Annotated in this window: 15 protein-coding genes; 6 read left to right on the top strand and 9 right to left on the bottom strand. The window is 62.6% G+C overall.

The window, feature by feature from the left end; translation table 11 throughout:
* Positions 1-42: 42 nt before the first annotated feature.
* From AB3X86_RS30890 to AB3X86_RS30900, 3 genes are all read right to left on the bottom strand, one after another.
* On the bottom strand, positions 43-1,308 hold the full coding sequence (locus AB3X86_RS30890) for an MFS transporter (protein WP_368598875.1): 1,266 nt from the start codon (positions 1,306-1,308) through the stop codon (positions 43-45).
* Between the two features lie 193 nt (positions 1,309-1,501).
* Positions 1,502-2,698, bottom strand: a complete 1,197-nt coding sequence (locus AB3X86_RS30895; protein WP_176123425.1) for a phytanoyl-CoA dioxygenase family protein — start codon at positions 2,696-2,698, stop codon at positions 1,502-1,504.
* A gap of 75 nt (positions 2,699-2,773) precedes the next feature.
* Complete coding sequence (locus AB3X86_RS30900; protein ID WP_368598876.1) at positions 2,774-3,676, bottom strand: class I SAM-dependent methyltransferase; 903 nt, start codon at positions 3,674-3,676, stop codon at positions 2,774-2,776.
* A 325-nt stretch (positions 3,677-4,001) separates the two neighbouring features.
* Here AB3X86_RS30900 and AB3X86_RS30905 point away from each other — a divergent pair, with 325 nt between their 5' ends.
* The 6 genes from AB3X86_RS30905 to AB3X86_RS30930 are packed head-to-tail and all read left to right on the top strand — an operon-like array spanning position 4,002 to position 10,095.
* Positions 4,002-6,803: a monovalent cation/H+ antiporter subunit A gene (locus tag AB3X86_RS30905; protein WP_368598877.1), complete on the top strand. Its 2,802-nt coding sequence runs from the start codon at positions 4,002-4,004 to the stop codon at positions 6,801-6,803.
* The gene (locus tag AB3X86_RS30910; protein ID WP_368598878.1) at positions 6,803-7,135 is read left to right on the top strand and encodes a Na+/H+ antiporter subunit C; all 333 of its coding nucleotides are present in this window, start codon (positions 6,803-6,805) and stop codon (positions 7,133-7,135) included. The genes AB3X86_RS30905 and AB3X86_RS30910 overlap by 1 nt, the downstream gene beginning before the upstream one ends.
* Positions 7,132-8,928 (top strand): monovalent cation/H+ antiporter subunit D, encoded by a 1,797-nt coding sequence (locus AB3X86_RS30915; RefSeq protein WP_368598879.1) that lies wholly within the window; start codon positions 7,132-7,134, stop codon positions 8,926-8,928. Before AB3X86_RS30910 ends, AB3X86_RS30915 begins: the two co-directional genes overlap by 4 nt.
* 2 nt (positions 8,929-8,930) lie before the next feature.
* Complete coding sequence (locus AB3X86_RS30920) at positions 8,931-9,425, top strand: Na+/H+ antiporter subunit E (protein WP_368598880.1); 495 nt, start codon at positions 8,931-8,933, stop codon at positions 9,423-9,425.
* On the top strand, positions 9,419-9,694 hold the full coding sequence (locus tag AB3X86_RS30925) for a K+/H+ antiporter subunit F (RefSeq protein WP_008922284.1): 276 nt from the start codon (positions 9,419-9,421) through the stop codon (positions 9,692-9,694). The genes AB3X86_RS30920 and AB3X86_RS30925 overlap by 7 nt, the downstream gene beginning before the upstream one ends.
* Positions 9,695-9,702: 8 nt before the next feature.
* Complete coding sequence (locus AB3X86_RS30930; protein ID WP_176123431.1) at positions 9,703-10,095, top strand: Na+/H+ antiporter subunit G; 393 nt, start codon at positions 9,703-9,705, stop codon at positions 10,093-10,095.
* Positions 10,096-10,163: 68 nt separating this feature from the next.
* Here the strand turns inward: AB3X86_RS30930 and AB3X86_RS30935 are convergent, their stop codons facing one another.
* The 6 genes from AB3X86_RS30935 to AB3X86_RS30960 all read right to left on the bottom strand — a co-directional run bounded on the left by AB3X86_RS30935 (position 10,164) and on the right by AB3X86_RS30960 (position 17,513).
* Positions 10,164-11,237, bottom strand: a complete 1,074-nt coding sequence (locus tag AB3X86_RS30935) for a phytanoyl-CoA dioxygenase family protein (RefSeq protein ID WP_368598881.1) — start codon at positions 11,235-11,237, stop codon at positions 10,164-10,166.
* Between the two features lie 134 nt (positions 11,238-11,371).
* Positions 11,372-12,406, bottom strand: coding sequence for a GlxA family transcriptional regulator (locus AB3X86_RS30940; RefSeq protein WP_368598882.1), 1,035 nt, complete (start codon positions 12,404-12,406; stop codon positions 11,372-11,374).
* Positions 12,407-12,491: 85 nt separating this feature from the next.
* Positions 12,492-13,493 carry a LysR substrate-binding domain-containing protein gene (locus AB3X86_RS30945; protein ID WP_368598883.1) on the bottom strand — a complete coding sequence of 334 codons (1,002 nt, stop codon included), beginning with the start codon at positions 13,491-13,493 and terminating at the stop codon, positions 12,492-12,494.
* A 284-nt stretch (positions 13,494-13,777) separates the two neighbouring features.
* A complete protein-coding gene (locus AB3X86_RS30950) occupies positions 13,778-15,271 on the bottom strand; it encodes an aldehyde dehydrogenase (protein WP_368598884.1) in 1,494 nt (497 codons plus the stop codon).
* A gap of 17 nt (positions 15,272-15,288) precedes the next feature.
* Positions 15,289-16,620 (bottom strand): NAD(P)/FAD-dependent oxidoreductase, encoded by a 1,332-nt coding sequence (locus AB3X86_RS30955; RefSeq protein WP_368598885.1) that lies wholly within the window; start codon positions 16,618-16,620, stop codon positions 15,289-15,291.
* A gap of 5 nt (positions 16,621-16,625) precedes the next feature.
* Positions 16,626-17,513 carry a dihydrodipicolinate synthase family protein gene (locus AB3X86_RS30960; protein WP_368598886.1) on the bottom strand — a complete coding sequence of 296 codons (888 nt, stop codon included), beginning with the start codon at positions 17,511-17,513 and terminating at the stop codon, positions 16,626-16,628.
* Positions 17,514-17,554: the final 41 nt, after the last annotated feature.

Consider the following 17,554-nt stretch of genomic DNA (forward strand, 5'->3'; position numbering starts at 1 on the left):
CGTTCATTGATCGGGCGATGGCGCCCAAGGCCTGGCAATCGATCAGGCGCTCGCCGCGAGCGCTTCTTCTTCTCGCTCGAGCGTGCGGGTGTGCCGCAGTTCGGGAAAGAACCGCATCCACAACAGCGCGATCGCGATCGTCGCGACACCGCCGACCAGCACGGCCGGCTGCGCGCCCCACCATCCGGCAGTCAGGCCCGATTCGAACTCGCCCAATTGATTCGACGTCCCAATGAACAGCGAATTGACCGCGCTGACGCGGCCGAGCATTTCATCGGGCGTGCGCAGTTGCACGAGCGACAGCCGCACCACCACGCTGATCGTGTCGGACGCACCGAGCACCATCAACGCGAGCAGCGACACGAGGAACTGATGCGACAGCCCGAACACGATCGTCGCGATGCCGAACGCGATCACGCCGCCGAACATCGCTGCGCCGGGCCGGTTGCGCAATGGAAAATGCGCGAGCCAGATCGTGGCCGCGAGCGCGCCGATCGCCGTGCCCGAGCGCAGCAGGCCAAGACCGATCGGGCCCGCGTGCAGCACGTCGCGCGCGAAGATCGGCAGCAACGCGGTCGCGCCGCCGAACAGCACCGCGAACAGATCGAGCGACAGCGCGCCGAGAATCACCGGCTCGCGGCGAATGAACGCGATGCCCGAAAAGATCGATTCGAGCGTGACGGGCGCGCGACTCGCCGGCTTCACTTGCAGCGGAATGCTCCACACCGACGCCGCCGCGGCCGCGAACGACAGCGTGCACGCGAGATAAGCGGCACCGGGGCCGATGCCGTACAGCAGACCACCGAGCGCCGGCCCGGCGATCTGCGCGGTCTGATTGGCGGACGTGGACCATGCGGTAGCTTTGGGCAGATAGCCGCGCGGCACGACGGCTGGCAGCAGCGACGACACGGCCGGCGATTCGAACGCGCGCGACGCGCCCACGCAGGCAGCCAGCACGTAGATCACCGGCGCGCTGATCCAGCCGCTGAAGGTGCCGATCGCGAACAGCAATGCAGCGACGCTTTCGAGGCTCTGACAGACGGCCGCGATGCGTCGCCGATCGTAACGATCGGCGACATGACCGACGACGAGCGTCAGCAGGAACATCGGCAGGAACTGCGCGAGACCGACGAGGCCAAGTGCGAACGCGCTATGCGTGAGCGCGTAGACATGCCAGCCCATCGCGACGGCGAGCATCTGGAACGACAGCGACGACAGGATGCGGGTGCACCAGAAACGCTGGAACGGCGGGTGTTTCGGCAGGCTGAAATGCGGGGAATCGGCGGGATCGGTGGAGGCTGGGGGCATCGATTGTTGCTCGTGACGGGGAGCATCGGAGCGTGGATTGGGCGGCCGCTAGTTTAGAGCAAGATCCGGGAGCGTGCAGAAAGGCGGCGGGCACGGGCGGCGGCGTAATCGGAGGCGATGGGGTGGCCCGTGCCGAGGCCGGCACGCTCGAACGAAGCAGGCCGTCCTCGCCTGCTTCGGCGCCACGCATGACTCAGGGGTGCAGGGGCCGGCCTTCCGCGCGGCCGAACTCGACGAAGTGATCGACGGGGTCGACGCCCGCCGCGGCGACGTCGGGATTCGCTTCGAGGTAAAGCTTCGGATCGAAACCCTCGGGCAGTTGGGCAAGCCGCGCCTTGCGCTGAAACGATTCGGCGCTGCTCAACGGACGCCCTTCGAATCGACCGTAGTAGATGTAATGCTGCAACGCATTGCCGCCGCTCGCCGCGACGTCCGGATTGGCGTCGAGATACGCCTCGCCGTCGAAGTCGACGATTGGCGTCAGGCTCGACGGCATACCGGTCAGGTCGTGATAGCACAGACAGCCGTCCGCGAAGAAATGGCAAACCAGCGCCTTGCGGCTCACGTGCTCCGGATCGCGCATCTTGCTGCCGCCGTGCAGGAGGTTCGCATGCCACAACAGCACATCGCCCTTCTTCGGATAGAAGTACTTCGGGCCCGCCGAATGGTCAGCGATCAGCTTCTGAATCGCGGGTTCGTAGATGTCGTGATAAGCGGAATAACCGCAACCGAACGGCATGCCCAATTCAGTCGACATCAGATACGGCAGCTTGTGCGTGCCGGGGTGATAAACGAGCGGCCCCGAGTCCGGATGGATATCCTCGAAGGCGATCCAGTTCGCGACCAGATACCCGTTCGGATAGGTCGACATGTGAATCGAATCGGAATGCTCGAGTTGCTCGCTGCTCTTGTGACCGCCGATCGTCTGGAACGGCGCCGATTTTGCGCCCAGCAGCAAGCCCACGATCTCGTTCATGCGCGCATCGAACAGCATGTCGCGAATCGCGGGCACGTTGAAATGCGGATTCAGCGTGCGCCCCGGCAGCGTATCGCCTTCGAAAAGCGGCTCGTGCGGCGGCCGCAGCGTGCCGTCGGCGATCGCGTTTTCGTAGGCTTGCCACGTCGCATCGAGCTGTTCGTGCCCGAAGAAGCCTTCAATGATCAGATAGCCGTCGCTGACCCATTTCCGGCACCATTCGGCTTCCTGCTCGCTGATTACACCTTGGGACAACAACTCGGCGACCCGCTCCAGCGCATCCGGTCGATCGAGCCAGGGAACCGGGCCCGCCGCGGGAAATTTTTCGAATTTGAAGACCTGGGTCTGACTGTCGATCGGAACGTCCGCGACGACGGGCTTATCGAAAAAACGCTGAGTCTCGAGAGTGTTCATGTTGTATCGGGAAACTTTCCGGGTTAGCGTTTCAGGGTACCTGGCTTGAACAGGACGCGGGCGGTGCGGTGTCGGTCACCCGAACGAGCGCCCTTCCGTACGGCCATAACGGATGTAGTGTTCCGCACCAGAGCCGATGTGCTTTTGCGCAACGGCTTCTGCTACGTCGGGGTTGCGCTGAAGATATTGCGCCTCGTCGAAATGCGGAATGTGAGCGGCATAAAGCAGAATCGACGGGCCGGCCGGATGTCGATCGCGATCGTCCATGCCGACGACCACGGTCATACCCAACGCGTCGAGGACCGCCATCAGGCTTTCGCGGGTCATCCAGTTGACTTGCGGAGCACTCCCGCCGATGAATTTTGCGTTGTTGATGCTGTCGAGATAACTGTGTCGGTGCAGATGGACTTCGCGTCCGCGAAACTCCGAGATGGTCGGCGTCGAATCGAAGTGCGTCCGCAAGTTCGCATTCGTGCGCACGACTTCGGCGTCGTAATAGTGCGTCCAGATGCAGATCGAGTCCGACGCATACGCCATATCTTCCAGTAGTGATACCGGATCGGTCATGTGATAGAGCACGCCGCTCGCAAGAATCAGATCGAATCGCTGATCGCGCTTTTTCAGCAATTCTCTGAAATCGCCATACATGAATTCGGCATTGAACTTCAATGCATTCTGCACGAGCAGGCATTTCAGAAAGGACTTCGAATTCGCCTCGATTGCAAGGACACGGGAAGCGCCGGCTTTGGCCATCATGAACGTATGGCCGCCTTCCATCGGGCCGAGTTCGAGCACGCTTTTTCCGGAAAAGCCGCCGCACATCGTCTCGAACCAGTGAAGACGCCCATCGTCGAAATGGGGCGCCATACCTAAACCGTAGCCCGGCACATCGGACACCCACGTGCCATCGAAAAGATTGAAAGCCAAAGTGTGGCCTGGCTCTTCCGTTGCATACAGATCCAGTTCAGTTCCTTTCAATTTGGCGCCTCGATCGGTCGTCAAGTTTGCCGATTATGGCACGCTCAGGCGATAAATCACGCAAACCTCGCATTCGCGCGCCGCATGTCACGCAAGCGGGTGTCAAATCGAACGCGCGTCCGCATTAATGGACATGATTTGACATCGGTCGCGATCGCCGCGCGCTTCGCACTGCGTATATTTATGCTTCATGGATCGACGTGAACTGCCGGTCTGTTTGCGGCTATGATTGTGCCCCGTGGGCTGCCGTCCGGCAGGCGGCACGCCGGCCCACTCCCACCGGCCAGCGACACCGCCTGACACTCGAACTCCCGGAGGGCATCGAATGGTATTGGCGTGGCTCGTCCTACTTCCATTCATGGCCGCGGCGCTCATCGCGCTCACGAGGCGGCGCGCCGCCGCGCTCAGCACCTGGATCGCGTTCGCGACGGCGCTGTTCGGCTGCGCGCTGCTGCTCAGCGAACGCGTGGGCATGGCCGACCGCGACGTGCTGCAATGGCGCCATCAGTGGGTGCCCGACATCGGCCTCGCGCTGTCGCTGCGTCTCGACGGCCTGTCGTTCATGTTCGCGTTGCTCGTACTCGCGATCGGCCTGCTGATCTTCATTTACGCCAGCTACTACCTCGCCGGCAGCGATACGTTGCCGCGTCTGTACCTGCAGCTTCTGCTCTTCATGGGCGCGATGCTCGGCATCGTGCTGTCGAACAACCTGCTGCTGCTCGTCATCTTCTGGGAACTGACGAGCCTCGTGTCGTTCCTGCTGATCGGCTTCTGGCCACAGCGGCCCGACGCGAGGCGCGGCGCGCGCATGGCGCTCACCATCACCGGCGCGGGCGGGCTCGCGCTGCTTGCGGCAGTGCTGCTGCTCGGCCACGTATGCGGCAGCTATGAGCTGAACGATGTGCTCCCCCAGCTTGCCAAGGTCCAGCACGATCCGCTCTATCCGGCGATTCTGCTGCTCACGCTATTCGCGGCGTTCACGAAGTCCGCGCAGTTTCCTTTCCACTTCTGGCTGCCGCACGCGATGTCGGCGCCCACGCCCGTGTCGGCCTATCTGCATTCGGCGACGATGGTGAAGGCCGGCGTGTTCCTGCTCGCGCGTCTCTATCCGGTCTTCGAAGGCACCCACCTGTGGGCGTACACGGCGACGGTGGCCGGGCTCGTCACGCTCGTCGGCGGCGCGGGGATGGCGTTGATCCAGCGCGATCTGAAGGGCCTGCTCGCCTATTCGACCATCAGCCATCTCGGCCTGATCGTGCTGCTGTTCGGTCTCGACACTCAACTGTCGACGGTCGCCGCGCTCTTTCACACGGTCAATCACGCGGTTTTCAAGGCGTCGCTCTTCATGGCGGCGGGCATCGTCGATCACGAAACGGGCACGCGCGATCTGGGCCGTCTGCGCGGTCTGCGCAGGTACATGCCGCATACGGCCTTGCTCGCGAGCGTGGCGTCGCTGTCGATGGCCGGCGTGCCGCTGCTCAACGGTTTTCTGTCGAAGGAAATGTTCTTCGGCGAAACGCTCGCGCAAAGCATGTTCGGGCCGCTGAACCTCGCCGTGCCGGTCATCGCGATCGCCGCGGCGGCGCTGTCCGTGGCGTACTCGCTGCGTTTCGTCTGGGGCGTGTTCTTCGACGGCGAGACGCCGCGCGACCTGCCGCACTATCCGCCGCACGAGGCGCCGCGCTTCATGAGGCTGCCGGTCGAGATCCTGGTGGCGCTGTGCCTGCTGATCGGCCTGTTCCCGCAGCAAAGCATCGGCAGGCTGCTCGAGTCGGCCGCGTGGATCACGCTCGGCGGCAAGCTGCCCGACTACAGCCTGAGCCTGTGGCACGGCGTCAACACACCACTCGTGATGAGCGTGGTGTCGTTCGCGGCGGGCGCGGCGCTCTTTTTCCTGCGCCGCAATACGTTCCGCCACCGTCGCACGGCGCTCACCGAGTTAAACGCGAGCGAGATCTTCGACCGCTTCGTGCAGCGTCTCGAACAGAGCGCCGGCGTGATCGTGCGCGTGTTCGAGACGCGTTCGCTGCCGGCCTACCTCGCATGGCTGATCGCGGCGATGCTGATCGTGCCGGGCGTGCCGCTCGTCGCGCTCGACACGTGGAGCGGCAACTACACGCGCCTGCCACCCGATCCGTTCACGCTTGCCGGCCTCGTGCTGATGGCGTTGCTCGCCGTCGGCGTAGTGCTGGTGCGTGCGCGCACGCTTTATGCACTCGTGATGCTGAGCACCTGCGGTCTGCTCGTGTCGCTTGCCTTCGTGCGCTTCTCCGCGCCCGATCTCGCGCTCACGCAGATCTCCGTCGAAGTGGTCACGATCCTGCTGCTCGTGCTGGCCGTCTATTTCCTGCCCGCGCTGCAACGCGCCGTCGAGCCGATCCCGGTCCGGCTGCGCAACGGCGTGCTCGCGCTCGCGGGCGGCGCATTGCTCGGCGCCGTGTCGTACAGGATCATGACGAGCGCGCCGCTGGCTGGCATCGCACCGTACTTCCTCGCCAACGCGCTGCCCGGCAGCGGCGGCCACAACGTCGTCAACGTGATCCTCGTGGATTTCCGGGGCTTCGATACGATGGTCGAAATCAGCGTGCTCGTGGTCGCAGGGCTCGCCGTCAAGGCGCTGCTGCGCGGGCTGCGACTGAAGTCGCCCGAGGCGGGGCCGGACGGCCGGCCGTGGTCGTCGCAATCGCATCCGCTGATGCTGGCGATCCTCGCGCGACTGATGCTGCCGCTCACCGTGCTCGTCGCCGTGTTCGTGTTCCTGCGCGGCCACAACCTGCCCGGCGGCGGCTTCATCGCGTCGCTGATCGTCTCGATCGCGCTATTGCTGCAGTACGTCGCGAGCGGGGTGCTGTGGACGGAGTCGCGCATCCACCTGAACTACCGCGCGCTCGCGGGCCTCGGCATTCTGATCGCCGCGGCCACGGGGCTCGGCAGCCTCGCGTTCGGCCAGCCGTTTTTGACCAGCGCGTTCGGGCATCTGCACGTGCCGCTGATCGGCGAAATCGAACTGTCCACGGCGATGCTGTTCGATCTCGGCGTGATGGGCGCGGTGGTCGGCACGACGCTCACGATCGTTTCGCACCTCGGCGTGCGCGACAAGGACATGCAGTCCGTGGAGAAAAGCTGATGGAAGCCGCTTTTGCCGTCGCGATCGGCGTGCTTGGCGCGTGCGGCATCTACCTGCTGCTGTGCGCGCGCGTGTTGCCGGTGATTCTCGGCATCACGCTGTTCTCTTATGCGATCAACCTGTTCCTGCTCGGCATGGGCCGGCTTGCGATCGGCAAACCAGCGGTCATTACGGCGGGGGCGCAATACGTCGACCCGGTGCCGCAGGCGCTCGTGCTGACGGCCATCGTGATCGGCTTCGCGATGACGGCCTTCACCGTGGTGCTCGCGCTGCGCTCGTTCGCGAGCACGGGCAACGATCACGTCAATGGCGAGGAGACGCGCGGCGAATGAACCACGTCCTCCTGCTCCCGATCCTGATTCCGCTGTTTTCCGCTGGCGTGATCGTCGCGCTGCCGCTGCGCGTTCAGCGCCTGCAGCGTGCGCTGAACGCGCTCGCCATCATTTCGCTGCTGCCCGTCGCGTGCCTGCTGATGGCGCGCGCCGCGCAAGGCGAGATCGCCAGCTACGCGCTCGGCGCATGGCCCGCACCGTTCGGCATCGTGCTGGAACTCGACCGGCTCGGCGCGCTGATGCTGGTGCTCACCGCCGTGCTCGCGGTCTGCTGCCTGCTCGGCACATCGAGCGAGGACGCAAGGCGCGGCCGCTATTTCCGCGCGCTGTTCCAGTTCGAGCTGATGGGTCTGAACGGTGCCTTCCTCGCGGGCGATCTCTTCAACCTGTTCGTGTTCTTCGAGTTGCTGCTGATCGCGTCGTACGCGCTGCTGCTGCATGGTGGCGGCGCGCGACGGGTGCGCAACGGACTGCACTATCTGTTGCTGAACCTCGTCGGCTCGTCGTTCTTTCTTGTCGCGATCGGCGTGCTCTACGGCGTCACGGGCACGCTGAACATGGTCGACATGGGTGAACGTCTGGCGCGGCTCGACCCCGACACGCTGCCACTCGCGCAGTTCGCGGGCGCGACGCTGATGCTGGTGTTCGGCCTCAAGGCCGCCGTGTTTCCGATGTCGTTCTGGTTGCCGCAGGCCTACCGCAGCGCCATCGGCCCGGTGGCCGCGCTGTTCGCGATCATGACCAAGGTCGGCATCTACGCGATGCTGCGCTGCGACGCGCTCGTATTCGGCGCAGCGGGCGGCGTGCTCGATGCGTTCATGCATCAGTGGGCATGGTGGCTCGCGATCGCGACGATCGGGTTCGGCGCGCTGGGTGCGCTGGCGGTGTCGAGTCTCAAGACCACGACGGGCTATCTCGTGCTGGTTTCGGTGGGGCTGCTGATCGCGGCGATCGCGCAACAGACGCCGCTTGCATGGAGCGCGCTGCTCTACTACCTGATCAGTACGACGCTCTGCACAGGCGCGCTGTTCCTGCTCGCCGACACGCTCGAACCCGAGCAAGCTTCGACAGCGCACGCCATCCAGCCAGCCGTTTCCGCCGATGCCGATGCCAATGCCGATGCCGATACCAATGCGATCGAGCCCGGCTCCCTCGAAGCGCTCGACGACGCGGCCGCGGCGGTCTTCTCGCCCGACCCCGACGGCGAGGCGGTGGCGACGCAGGCGCGCGTGCAGCCGCTGCTGCTCGAAAAGGCCGGCGCGCTAGCCGCAGAACCGGCTCGCGCCGAAGCCGAAGCTCCGCCCGACGCGGCCTCGCGCACGCGTGCACCGTGGCCGTCGAACCTTGCCGCGCTGCTCTATCTGATCGCCGCGGTGGGTGCCGCTGGCTTGCCGCCGCTGTCGGGTTTCCTCGGCAAGGCGATGGTGCTGGCCGCGACGCCGACCGGCGCGGCAGGCGTGCTGTGGCCGGCCGTACTGTTGTCGGGCCTGCTGTCGATCGTCGCGCTGAGCCGCACGGGCACGCGCCTGCTGTGGGCTGCGCCGGCCGCGCGCGCCGCCGAAGGCAAAGAGGAGCACGCGCCGCGCGGCAGCAACGCGAAGCTCGCCGCCTGCGCGGTCCTGCTCGGCTGCGTCGTGGCCATCACGCTCGGCGCGGGCGCGGTACGGCACTATCTCACCGATACCGCCGCCCAGCTATTCGATCGCGCCGCCTATGTGCACGCGATCCTGCCCGCGCCGCGATCTTCGCCACCGGCGGCCGCCGCGACCGCGGCCGACGCTCAGGGAAACTGACGATGCTGAAAAGGCTCTTCCCCCACCCGTGGCTCACCGTGTTGCTGATCATCTGCTGGGTGCTGCTGATGAACGACGTCTCGCCGGGCAATCTGCTGCTCGGCGCCGTGCTCGGCTGCGTGATCTCCTTTCGCGTCGCCGAAGGCTTGTGGCTGCGGCCGATGCACTTCGGCCGGCCGCGGCTGCTCGTGCGTCTCGCCCGGCATGTGTTGGTCGACATCATCGTGGCCAACGTCGAGGTCGCGCTGCTCGTGCTCGGCCCGACCAGCCGGCTGCGCCCGGCGTTCATCGAAGTGCCGCTCGACAGCACCCACGAAATCGCGCTCACGGTGCTCATCAGCGTGGTCTCGCTGAGCCCCGGCACGCTGTGCGCCGAACTCAGCGACGACCGCAGGCGCCTCACCGTGCACGTGCTCGACCTCGACGATGAAGCGGCGCTCATCGCGCTGATCAAGTCCCGTTATGAAGCCCCTTTGATGGAGATCTTCGCATGCTAGCCATCGTGATTCCGATCTCGCTCGCGATCCTCGGCATCGCGTTCCTGCTCACGCTGTGGCGCCTCGTGCGCGGTCCGTCGCTGCCCGATCGCATCGTCGCGCTCGACACGCTGAACATCAATGCGATCGCGTTGATCGTCGTGTACGGCATCAGCCTGCGCTCGACGGTTCTCTTCGAGGTGGCGTTGCTGATCGCGGTGATGGGGTTCGTGGGCACCGTCGCGCTCACCAAGTACCTGCAGCGCGGCGACATCATCGAACTCAACTAGCGTGAGGTATGCCGATGGAAACCTTTGTCGAAGCGATCGTTTGTTTGCTGTTGCTCGTCGGCAGTCTGTTTACGCTGATCGGCGCGCTCGGGCTCGCGCGACTGCCTGACTTTTTCATGCGGCTGCACGGTCCGACCAAGTCGACCACGCTCGGTGTGGGCGGCATCGTGCTCGCGTCGGTGGTGTATTTCAGCGCGCATAACAACTTCGCGAGCCTGCATGAGTTGCTGATTCCGGCGTTCCTGTTTCTTACCGCGCCGATCAGTGCACATATGCTGGCCAAGGCTGGAACCCAGCAGGGGGTGCCGCTGTGGCGGGCGACGCGGGGGCGTCCACCTGCCACGGGGGCGAGTGCGAACCGGGGGGATACGGGGGACCTGCGTGAGAACGACGAGAGGTGACGCTTGCCGGGCGTCGCGCTTCTCGTGACGATCCGCGCGACATCAGTTGCCAGCATGCCACGGGCAGGCTACCGCCACCGACGCCCTTCCCGACATCCGTATTCGAGGAAGTGCGCCGCGGGATCTGCATTGGCTGCCGCGACGTCGGGATTGAGTTGCAGGTAGACCGCGGGATCGAAGTCCGCTGGGAGTTTCGGCCTCGCGTAAGGCTCGAACGCATCAGGCATGCTGCGTTCGATCACGGCATGCTCGACCTCGACTCCAGAATAAATGTTGGGCTGTACGAAACCCGTGCTGGCATCCTTGATCTGTCGGTAGTAGGTCTGACCGAACGCCGGGTCAGATACCACAGGGGTGTAGTACACGCAGTTTTCGAAGTAATAGTGCGTGACCTGACTCCAACGGGTGCGGGTTGGATCGGATTGCTTCGAGCCGCCATGCAGCAGGTTCGAAGCCCAAATCAGTGCTTGCCCCTTCCGGGCGTGGAACGTTACCGGCGCGATTCCCGCTTTGCTGATCAACTGCTTCCAGAGGTTCAGGTATTGAGCGTAGTGGGCCGTCGGCTTGTGCTGCGTCGCCGAGCAGACGCCCATATGCTCGTTCACATAGGTCGGAAACTTGTGACTGCCCGGATAGTATTCGAGCGCGCCATTGGTGCCGTCCACGTCCTCGAGGGCGACCCATACGCCGCACATGAAGCGCTCGGGAACGCACGAAAAGTGTATGGCGTCGTTGTGGATAGCCTGCTGGGTTCCGACAGGAAAGTTCAAGGTCTGAAATGGGATGGCGCGGCGCCCGTAGAGCTGGAAAAGAAGATGAAGAATCTGTGGATTGCAGGCCAGCGATCTCACGTCCGCGTCGCTCTCCCACGCGTCCTGCACTCTCATGCCGTCATTTTTATACCAGAGCTCGTCGCGCCAGTGGTCGAAATCAAATCTTCCATGAAATTTCGATTTGATTCGCTCCGCGCGAGCGTCGAACTCCGCATCTGGAAAATCGATAATCGCGAAGCCATTCTCACGCAGCTGTCTGGCCACACGTAAAACGTTTTCAGATGCCTCCTTCTGGGCGAATAGCTCGTCGAAGAACGGCGATTCGACATCGGGAACGCCTGGCAACGGATTCACGAACGAAGTATTCATGTTGGGTATCGGCAATGTTTATGTTGCGAATGACCACCGACGCAGTCTAGCACGTTGGTTTTGCCGCACCACCCTTCCCTTGTCGTCACTATGCGCAGCGCCGCTCGCGACCGGGCCATCACGCTCGTCAATCGCTAAGCATCGGCAAACGCATGTGTTTGACTCGGCGGTCGCGCCACGCGATAAGCGTTAGGCGATTCGCCAAACTCCTTTCTGAACTCGCGGCCAAGGTGAGAAGCGTCCGAAAAGCCGCACGAGGAAGCAATGTCAGCGACCGTGCGGTCCGAACTGGTAAGCAGCCACGACGCCATTCGTATCCGAATCTGTCGTGCGTACGCCTGGGGCGACTTGCCTGTCTGCGCCGTAAACAGACGTTCGATCTGACGGACCGACATCTCGAGACGTCGCGCCAGTTCAGCCATGCAAAGCGGCTGCCCGATGTGCTGCTCCATCAGCAGGATTGCGCGCCTTACTTTGGGATGCGTCGCCGGTTCGAGCCCCGGTGGGTATGGCTGGGGGGCGTTTCCCTTTTGTGCATCATCGACGAGCATGATACGCAGCGCCTTTTGTACGATCGTCGCCTCGAAATGTCGCAGCAAAATAGCTGCGGCAACGTCGATGGAAGCGCGCCCGCCCGAGCACGTAATGCGACGTCGGTCGATGACGAAGAGCCGGTCGGCAACGAGATTGCGTTCGTCCACGCCAGGAAAACGCTCGACGAAGTCCCAATAGTGAAACCAGCTCACACACATCCGATATCCGTCCATGACCTCGGCGCGCATCAACGCAAACACCCCGGTGCAGATTCCGACCAGCGTCGCTGATGTTGCCGCTGCATCATGAATGAACTGAATCGTGGCTTTGCTTGCGGGCGGTCCCGAGTGCAACAATCCACCGACGACCACGACGTAATCGAAGGACCCCGCCTCATCGAAAGTCGTCCACGGCGTTACCTGAATTCCGCAGCTTGCTCTGACTGGAACCAGCGACTCCCCGACGATGGTCCACGAACAGCGAACGTGTCTGCTCATGTCGCTTTCATCGCTTGCCAACCTGAGCACATCCACGAACCCGGAAAATGCGGTTAACGTGAAGTTGGGCAGCAGCACGATTCCAAAGCGAAGTGGCCGCGTGGCACTGGCTTTGGGGCTGATTGGATTGTTAAACATGAACTGCCTGCATTATTGCTTGCTGAGTTGGCCGCGACCATCATGCAACGACGTTCGCACGCTCCGCGACCGAGATCCGCACGCCTTATTTCGTCGTTTCGGCCTCGACACCTCGCCATTCGCGCATCATTGCGCCCACTTCCTCCCCGAGCCATGCGCGGAACTGAAGGTATTGCGGACGAAGCTTTGCGTTCTTGTGCGTTATCAAGTAATGGTGCCGGTCGTGAAATTCGAGCGCGTTTTGTACCGGACGAACCAGTATCCCTTGCTCGACCTGGCGGTGAACGAGGTGATGCCAGCCAAGCAGGGTGCCCTCGCCAGCTTCAGCTTGCGATACCAGAAGTCGATAATCGTTGCTTTCCAGGCGTTCGTTCTCGACCAGTTTGTCCGGACCATCACCTTCCTGAAACCAGTTTCGCCACACGGACCAGTCGACGTGTTCGCAAATCTGGGCTCGCCCCAACAACGAAAGATTGAGCGTGGCGTGCGACAGAAGGTCCAGCGGTTTCACGTACCTGCCTTGAAAATGACGCTCGTAAAACGACTGGCTGCAGACCGGATACACGACATCATGAAAGAGCGGCTCGGTTTCGTATTCCGGTTCGCGTGGCGGATTCTTGGTGATGATGATGTCCGGTTCCATCAGATCATCGAGTTCCATGAAATGCTCCGTCACCATCACGTGCAACCGGATGTCTGGAAAGCGCTTGCGGAACGAGGGCAGCCGGAACGACAGCCATAGCGCCGAGAAGGTGTGCGAAACGCACAGCGTCAGCGCATGTTTGTCGGTCCGGCGTACCGCCTGTGCCGCCTCGGCGATGTTCATGATGGACAGATAGGACGCGTTGTACAGAATGCGCCCCGCGTCCGTGAGCGCGATGTGCCTTCCCGTGCGCTCGAACAGCGCAACTTCGAGCGAGTCTTCGAGTTCCTTGATTTGTCTGCTGATTGCCGCCTGCGTAACACACAGCACCTCGGCTGCCTGTGTGAAGCTTTCGTATCGAGCGGCCGTGACGAAGCATTTGAGCGCCCGTAAAGACGGCATCTGAGTGAGCAATCGGTCGGCAAACACCTGTTTCTTTTGCATGGCTATCACCCTGTGAAGCGGAAGCGCCCGGGCGGCCTGAAGATAGCGCCGTGAACGCCGCGCACTGCCCCTGACAGTGCGTCGAACCCACGTCCGAGCCAAAGCGCTCTCGCGCAGAAATGGTTTGTGAGTCTTCGGGTTAGCTGACGAGAGCAGGCAGCAAATGTCAGCCGCCCCATCTGTCTATATTACGCTTCGCGGCTGCCTGCTATGCGTGCCCCTGGATTCGATTCAGCTGCTTTGCGCGACCATCGCTGAGAACGGTTGTTTTCGTCTGGACGGATTCAATCCAGCTTCAGCCAGGTGGTCTTCAGCTCACAATACTGGTCGTGCGCATAAACGGACTTGTCACGACCGCCGAAGCCACTTTGCTTGAAGCCGCCGAATGGCGTCGACAGGTCGCCTTCGCCGAAGCTGTTCACCGTCACCGTACCCGCGCGGATACGAGCGGCAATCTTGTGCGCGTGATTGACGTTGTCGGTCCACAGCGATGCGGCCAGTCCGTAGCACGTATCGTTGGCAATCCGCACCGCTTCGTCGACATCAGCGTATTCGATGAAGCAGACGACAGGACCAAAGACCTCTTCGCGTGCGATGCTCATCTCCGGCGTGACGTTATCGAAGATGGTCGGCTCGACAAACCATCCGCCCGTGCCAGTGCGAGTGGCCCTGCCGCCACAAACCAGGCGCGCCCCTTCCGACTTCGCCTTCTCGATGTGCGCGAGCACTTTTTCATAGTGCTTTTCTTCAATCAGAGAGCCGAGCTTCACCTCGGGGTCGAGCGGGTCGCCCGTCTTCCATCCTTCGAGAACGGCCTGTACCTTTTCGAGCAAGCGCGCCTTGGTGGCAGACGGAACGAGAATCCGCGAGCCCGCGCTGCAGTTCTCGCCCATGTTCCAGAACGCGGCGGCCACCGCCTGCTCAGCAACGGCATCGAGATTCGCGACGTCGGGAAGCACGACTTGCGGGTTCTTGCCACCGCATTCCAGCACGACCCGCTTCAGGTTGGTGTCGGCGGAATAGCGAAGGAATCGCTTTCCCGTTTCCGTCGAGCCGGTAAACGCAACGAGGTCGACGTCGGCATGTCTGCCCAATGCCTCGCCTGCGCTTTCGCCGAAGCCGGTAACGACGCTAAACACACCCGCAGGCACGCCGGCTTGCAACGCCAGGTCCGCGATGCGCAACGTGGATAGAGACGTCTGCTCCGCAGGTTTCACGATGACGCTGTTGCCGACCGAAAGCGCCGGACCAATTTTCCACGCGAGCATCAGCGCCGGGAAATTCCACGGCAACACTGCGCCCACGACTCCAATCGGTTCACGGGTAATCATGCTCACGACGCTCGCGCCCGACGGCGATAGCGCGTCGTATCGCTTGTCGGTGAGTTCCGCGTGCCAGCGGATGCATGCCGCCGACTCCGGAATGTCCAGTCCCATGCACTCGCTGATTGGCTTGCCGGCCTCGAGCGCCTCGAGAAGCGCCAGCTCTTCGGCGTTTTCCTCAATCAGTTGCGCGAGACGCAGAAGCACTGCTTTTCGCTCTGCAGGTGCTGCCTTTGACCATACTCCGGACTCGAACGCATCCCTCGCCGCCACGACTGCCCGGTCGATATCTTTCGATTCGCACTTCGCAATCCCGGCCAGTACTTTTCCCGTCGACGGATTCAGGGTCTGGAATGTCTCGTTCGATGCCGCCGGACATCGTTGCCCGCCGATAAACGCTCGTCCGTCCAGCGACAAGTTCTCTGCCCTTTGCTTCCATTCCAGATAGGTCGTCATGTCCTGTCCTCACAGATTTAAAGCTCGGCTCCCGCCGAAAATTCCTTCATCCAGATAGCCGCGGTGACAGCGACGTCGGCAATGGGACGAACCGGCAGCGAGCGCGGATGCGGTTGATTCAAAAGCTGGTGAACCAGGTCGTTGTCGTGACCGAGTGCGTATTCGGCGATCAGCTTCCCTGACGCGGAGCCCCTGCTCAGACCCAGACCATTGCACCCGACGGCTTCGAAAACACCATCGCCACGGCGCCCAAAAAGTGCCCCGTTGTTGACCGACAGACACAGCGGGCCGCCCCAGGTGTACTCGAGCTCAACGTCCTTCAGCATCGGAAAGCGCCGCTCGAACGAGCGTTGATGCAGGTTTTTCGCCTTCGCGAGATCAGCTTCGGACAACTCGAGGCCGGGCCGGAACGCGAAATGATTGCGAACGCAGATGCGGTCGGTAATCAGACGCCGTACAGTCGAACCCATCGGGTCGGCCGGAATCAGTGCCCATGAGCGCGTGCCGCCCAGCTGCCGCACTTCGTCCGGCGTCATCACACGGGTCATCGACGCAAACGTGTATACGGGCAACAGACCGTTCGGATGCCCGCCGAATGTCGCCGCGTAGGCATTGGTGCAACGAATCACGCGCTTCGCCACGATTTTCCCTGCGGCAAAGCTCAAGACTTTGTTCGCCCCCTGGTCCTCGATTCCCTTCACCGCGCTGAGCTCGAAAACCTTCACATTTGCCGGCAGAGTCGCGGCAAGGCCACGCATCAGGGCTGCCGGCTGGACCGTGCTGCATCCTGGCGTGAAGAGCGCTCCGTGGTAAAACCCGGTGCCAGTCACCTTCGCGATGGCGGCTTCATCGAGCCATTCAAAGTCTTCACCGATGCGAGTGAGTCCGTCGGCGAAGTGAGTCAGTGCCGCGTGACCCTTCCTGTTCACCGAAGCATGGAATTTGCCGTCATCTCGCCAGTCGCAGTCGATGCCGTGTTGCTTCACCACCGACCGTACGTAGTCGATACCGTGGCGCTGCAGTCGAATATCCGCTTTGTCCGCCTCCACGCTTCGCGAGTAGCTTTCGCTGCTGATGTCATGCGGCAGGTCGACGAAGAACCCGGAATTGCGTCCGGCCGTGGTGCGCCCAATACGGTCGGCCTCGACGAGTGCTATCGAGGCGGCGGGCGCCAGTTCGGCCATCCGCCGGGCAGCGCATAGCCCCGTGATTCCACCGCCGATAATCACCCAGTCGAATCGCCGTTCAGACGAGACGGTATCGGCGGGGCGAGGCGGCGGCAGACTTTCCCACCACCCGTTCACCCCATCCGGAGCCGGGAAGCGCGCGAATTCCAGGTTCGAGGCCATGAACGTTACTGCGCGTCGCGCAACAGGGGTTGAACCAGCCTGGAGAACGCGCTGCGCTCGTCTTCCGATAACGTGCCGAGCGGCGCCCGGGCGACACCAACAGGCGTACCTGCCAGCTCACATCCGTATCGAACGTATTGAATAAACTTCCCGCTGCGTTCCAGCAGTTCGAGCACAGGCAGCAGTTGGGCCATTAGCTTGCGGCCGGATTCGAAGTCATTGCGCTTTACGCACGCATCGAACAGCGCGGTGTGAGCTTCCGGCAGGAAGTTGGACGCGCCTCCGACCCAGCTCTTTACGCCCCAAACGAAGAACTCGAGCGCCTGGTCGTCCATGCCGCAGCTCAGCACCAGCCGGTCGCGGAAGCGCGTGGCAAGGTGATGCAAATGCGAAATATCGCCGGTGCTCTCCTTCATCGCGACGACGTTCGGGCGCTCGAGCAGCTTTTCCAGCACGGCATCGCCAATATCCGTTCCCGTGCGGGCCGGGAAGTTATAAAGCATGATCGGCATGTCGAGACTGTCGTCTACCTTCAGCATGTGGGTCAGCAGTTCTTCCTGCGTCGGCTGGGCGTAGTACGGCGCGGCAAGCAGCAATGCAGGCAGACCTGCGCGCTTCGCTTCCTGCCCGAGGCGAATGACTTCATTGGTCGTAGTCGCGTTGATGCCGGCCGTCAGATACGTTTTGCCGCCTGCTGCTTCGGCTACGGTGTTGAACGTCCGGACACGCTCGTCGAAACTGAGTGCGTAGTATTCGCCCGTGGTCCCGCCGACTCCCAGACCCGCGACACGCCCCGCCAGCTTGGCAGCATGCTTCCCGAGCAAATCATAATCAATCTCGCCGTCTGCCTTGAACGGCGTGACCAGTGGTGTATGTACTCCCTCGAAGCTCATCTTGATTCTCTCTTCAAATAAAGGATGACAACTTGTTTCGA

The sequence above is a fragment of the Paraburkholderia sp. BR14374 genome (assembly GCF_040948685.1).
In the GTDB taxonomy this organism is placed as follows: Bacteria; Pseudomonadota; Gammaproteobacteria; order Burkholderiales; family Burkholderiaceae; genus Paraburkholderia; species Paraburkholderia youngii.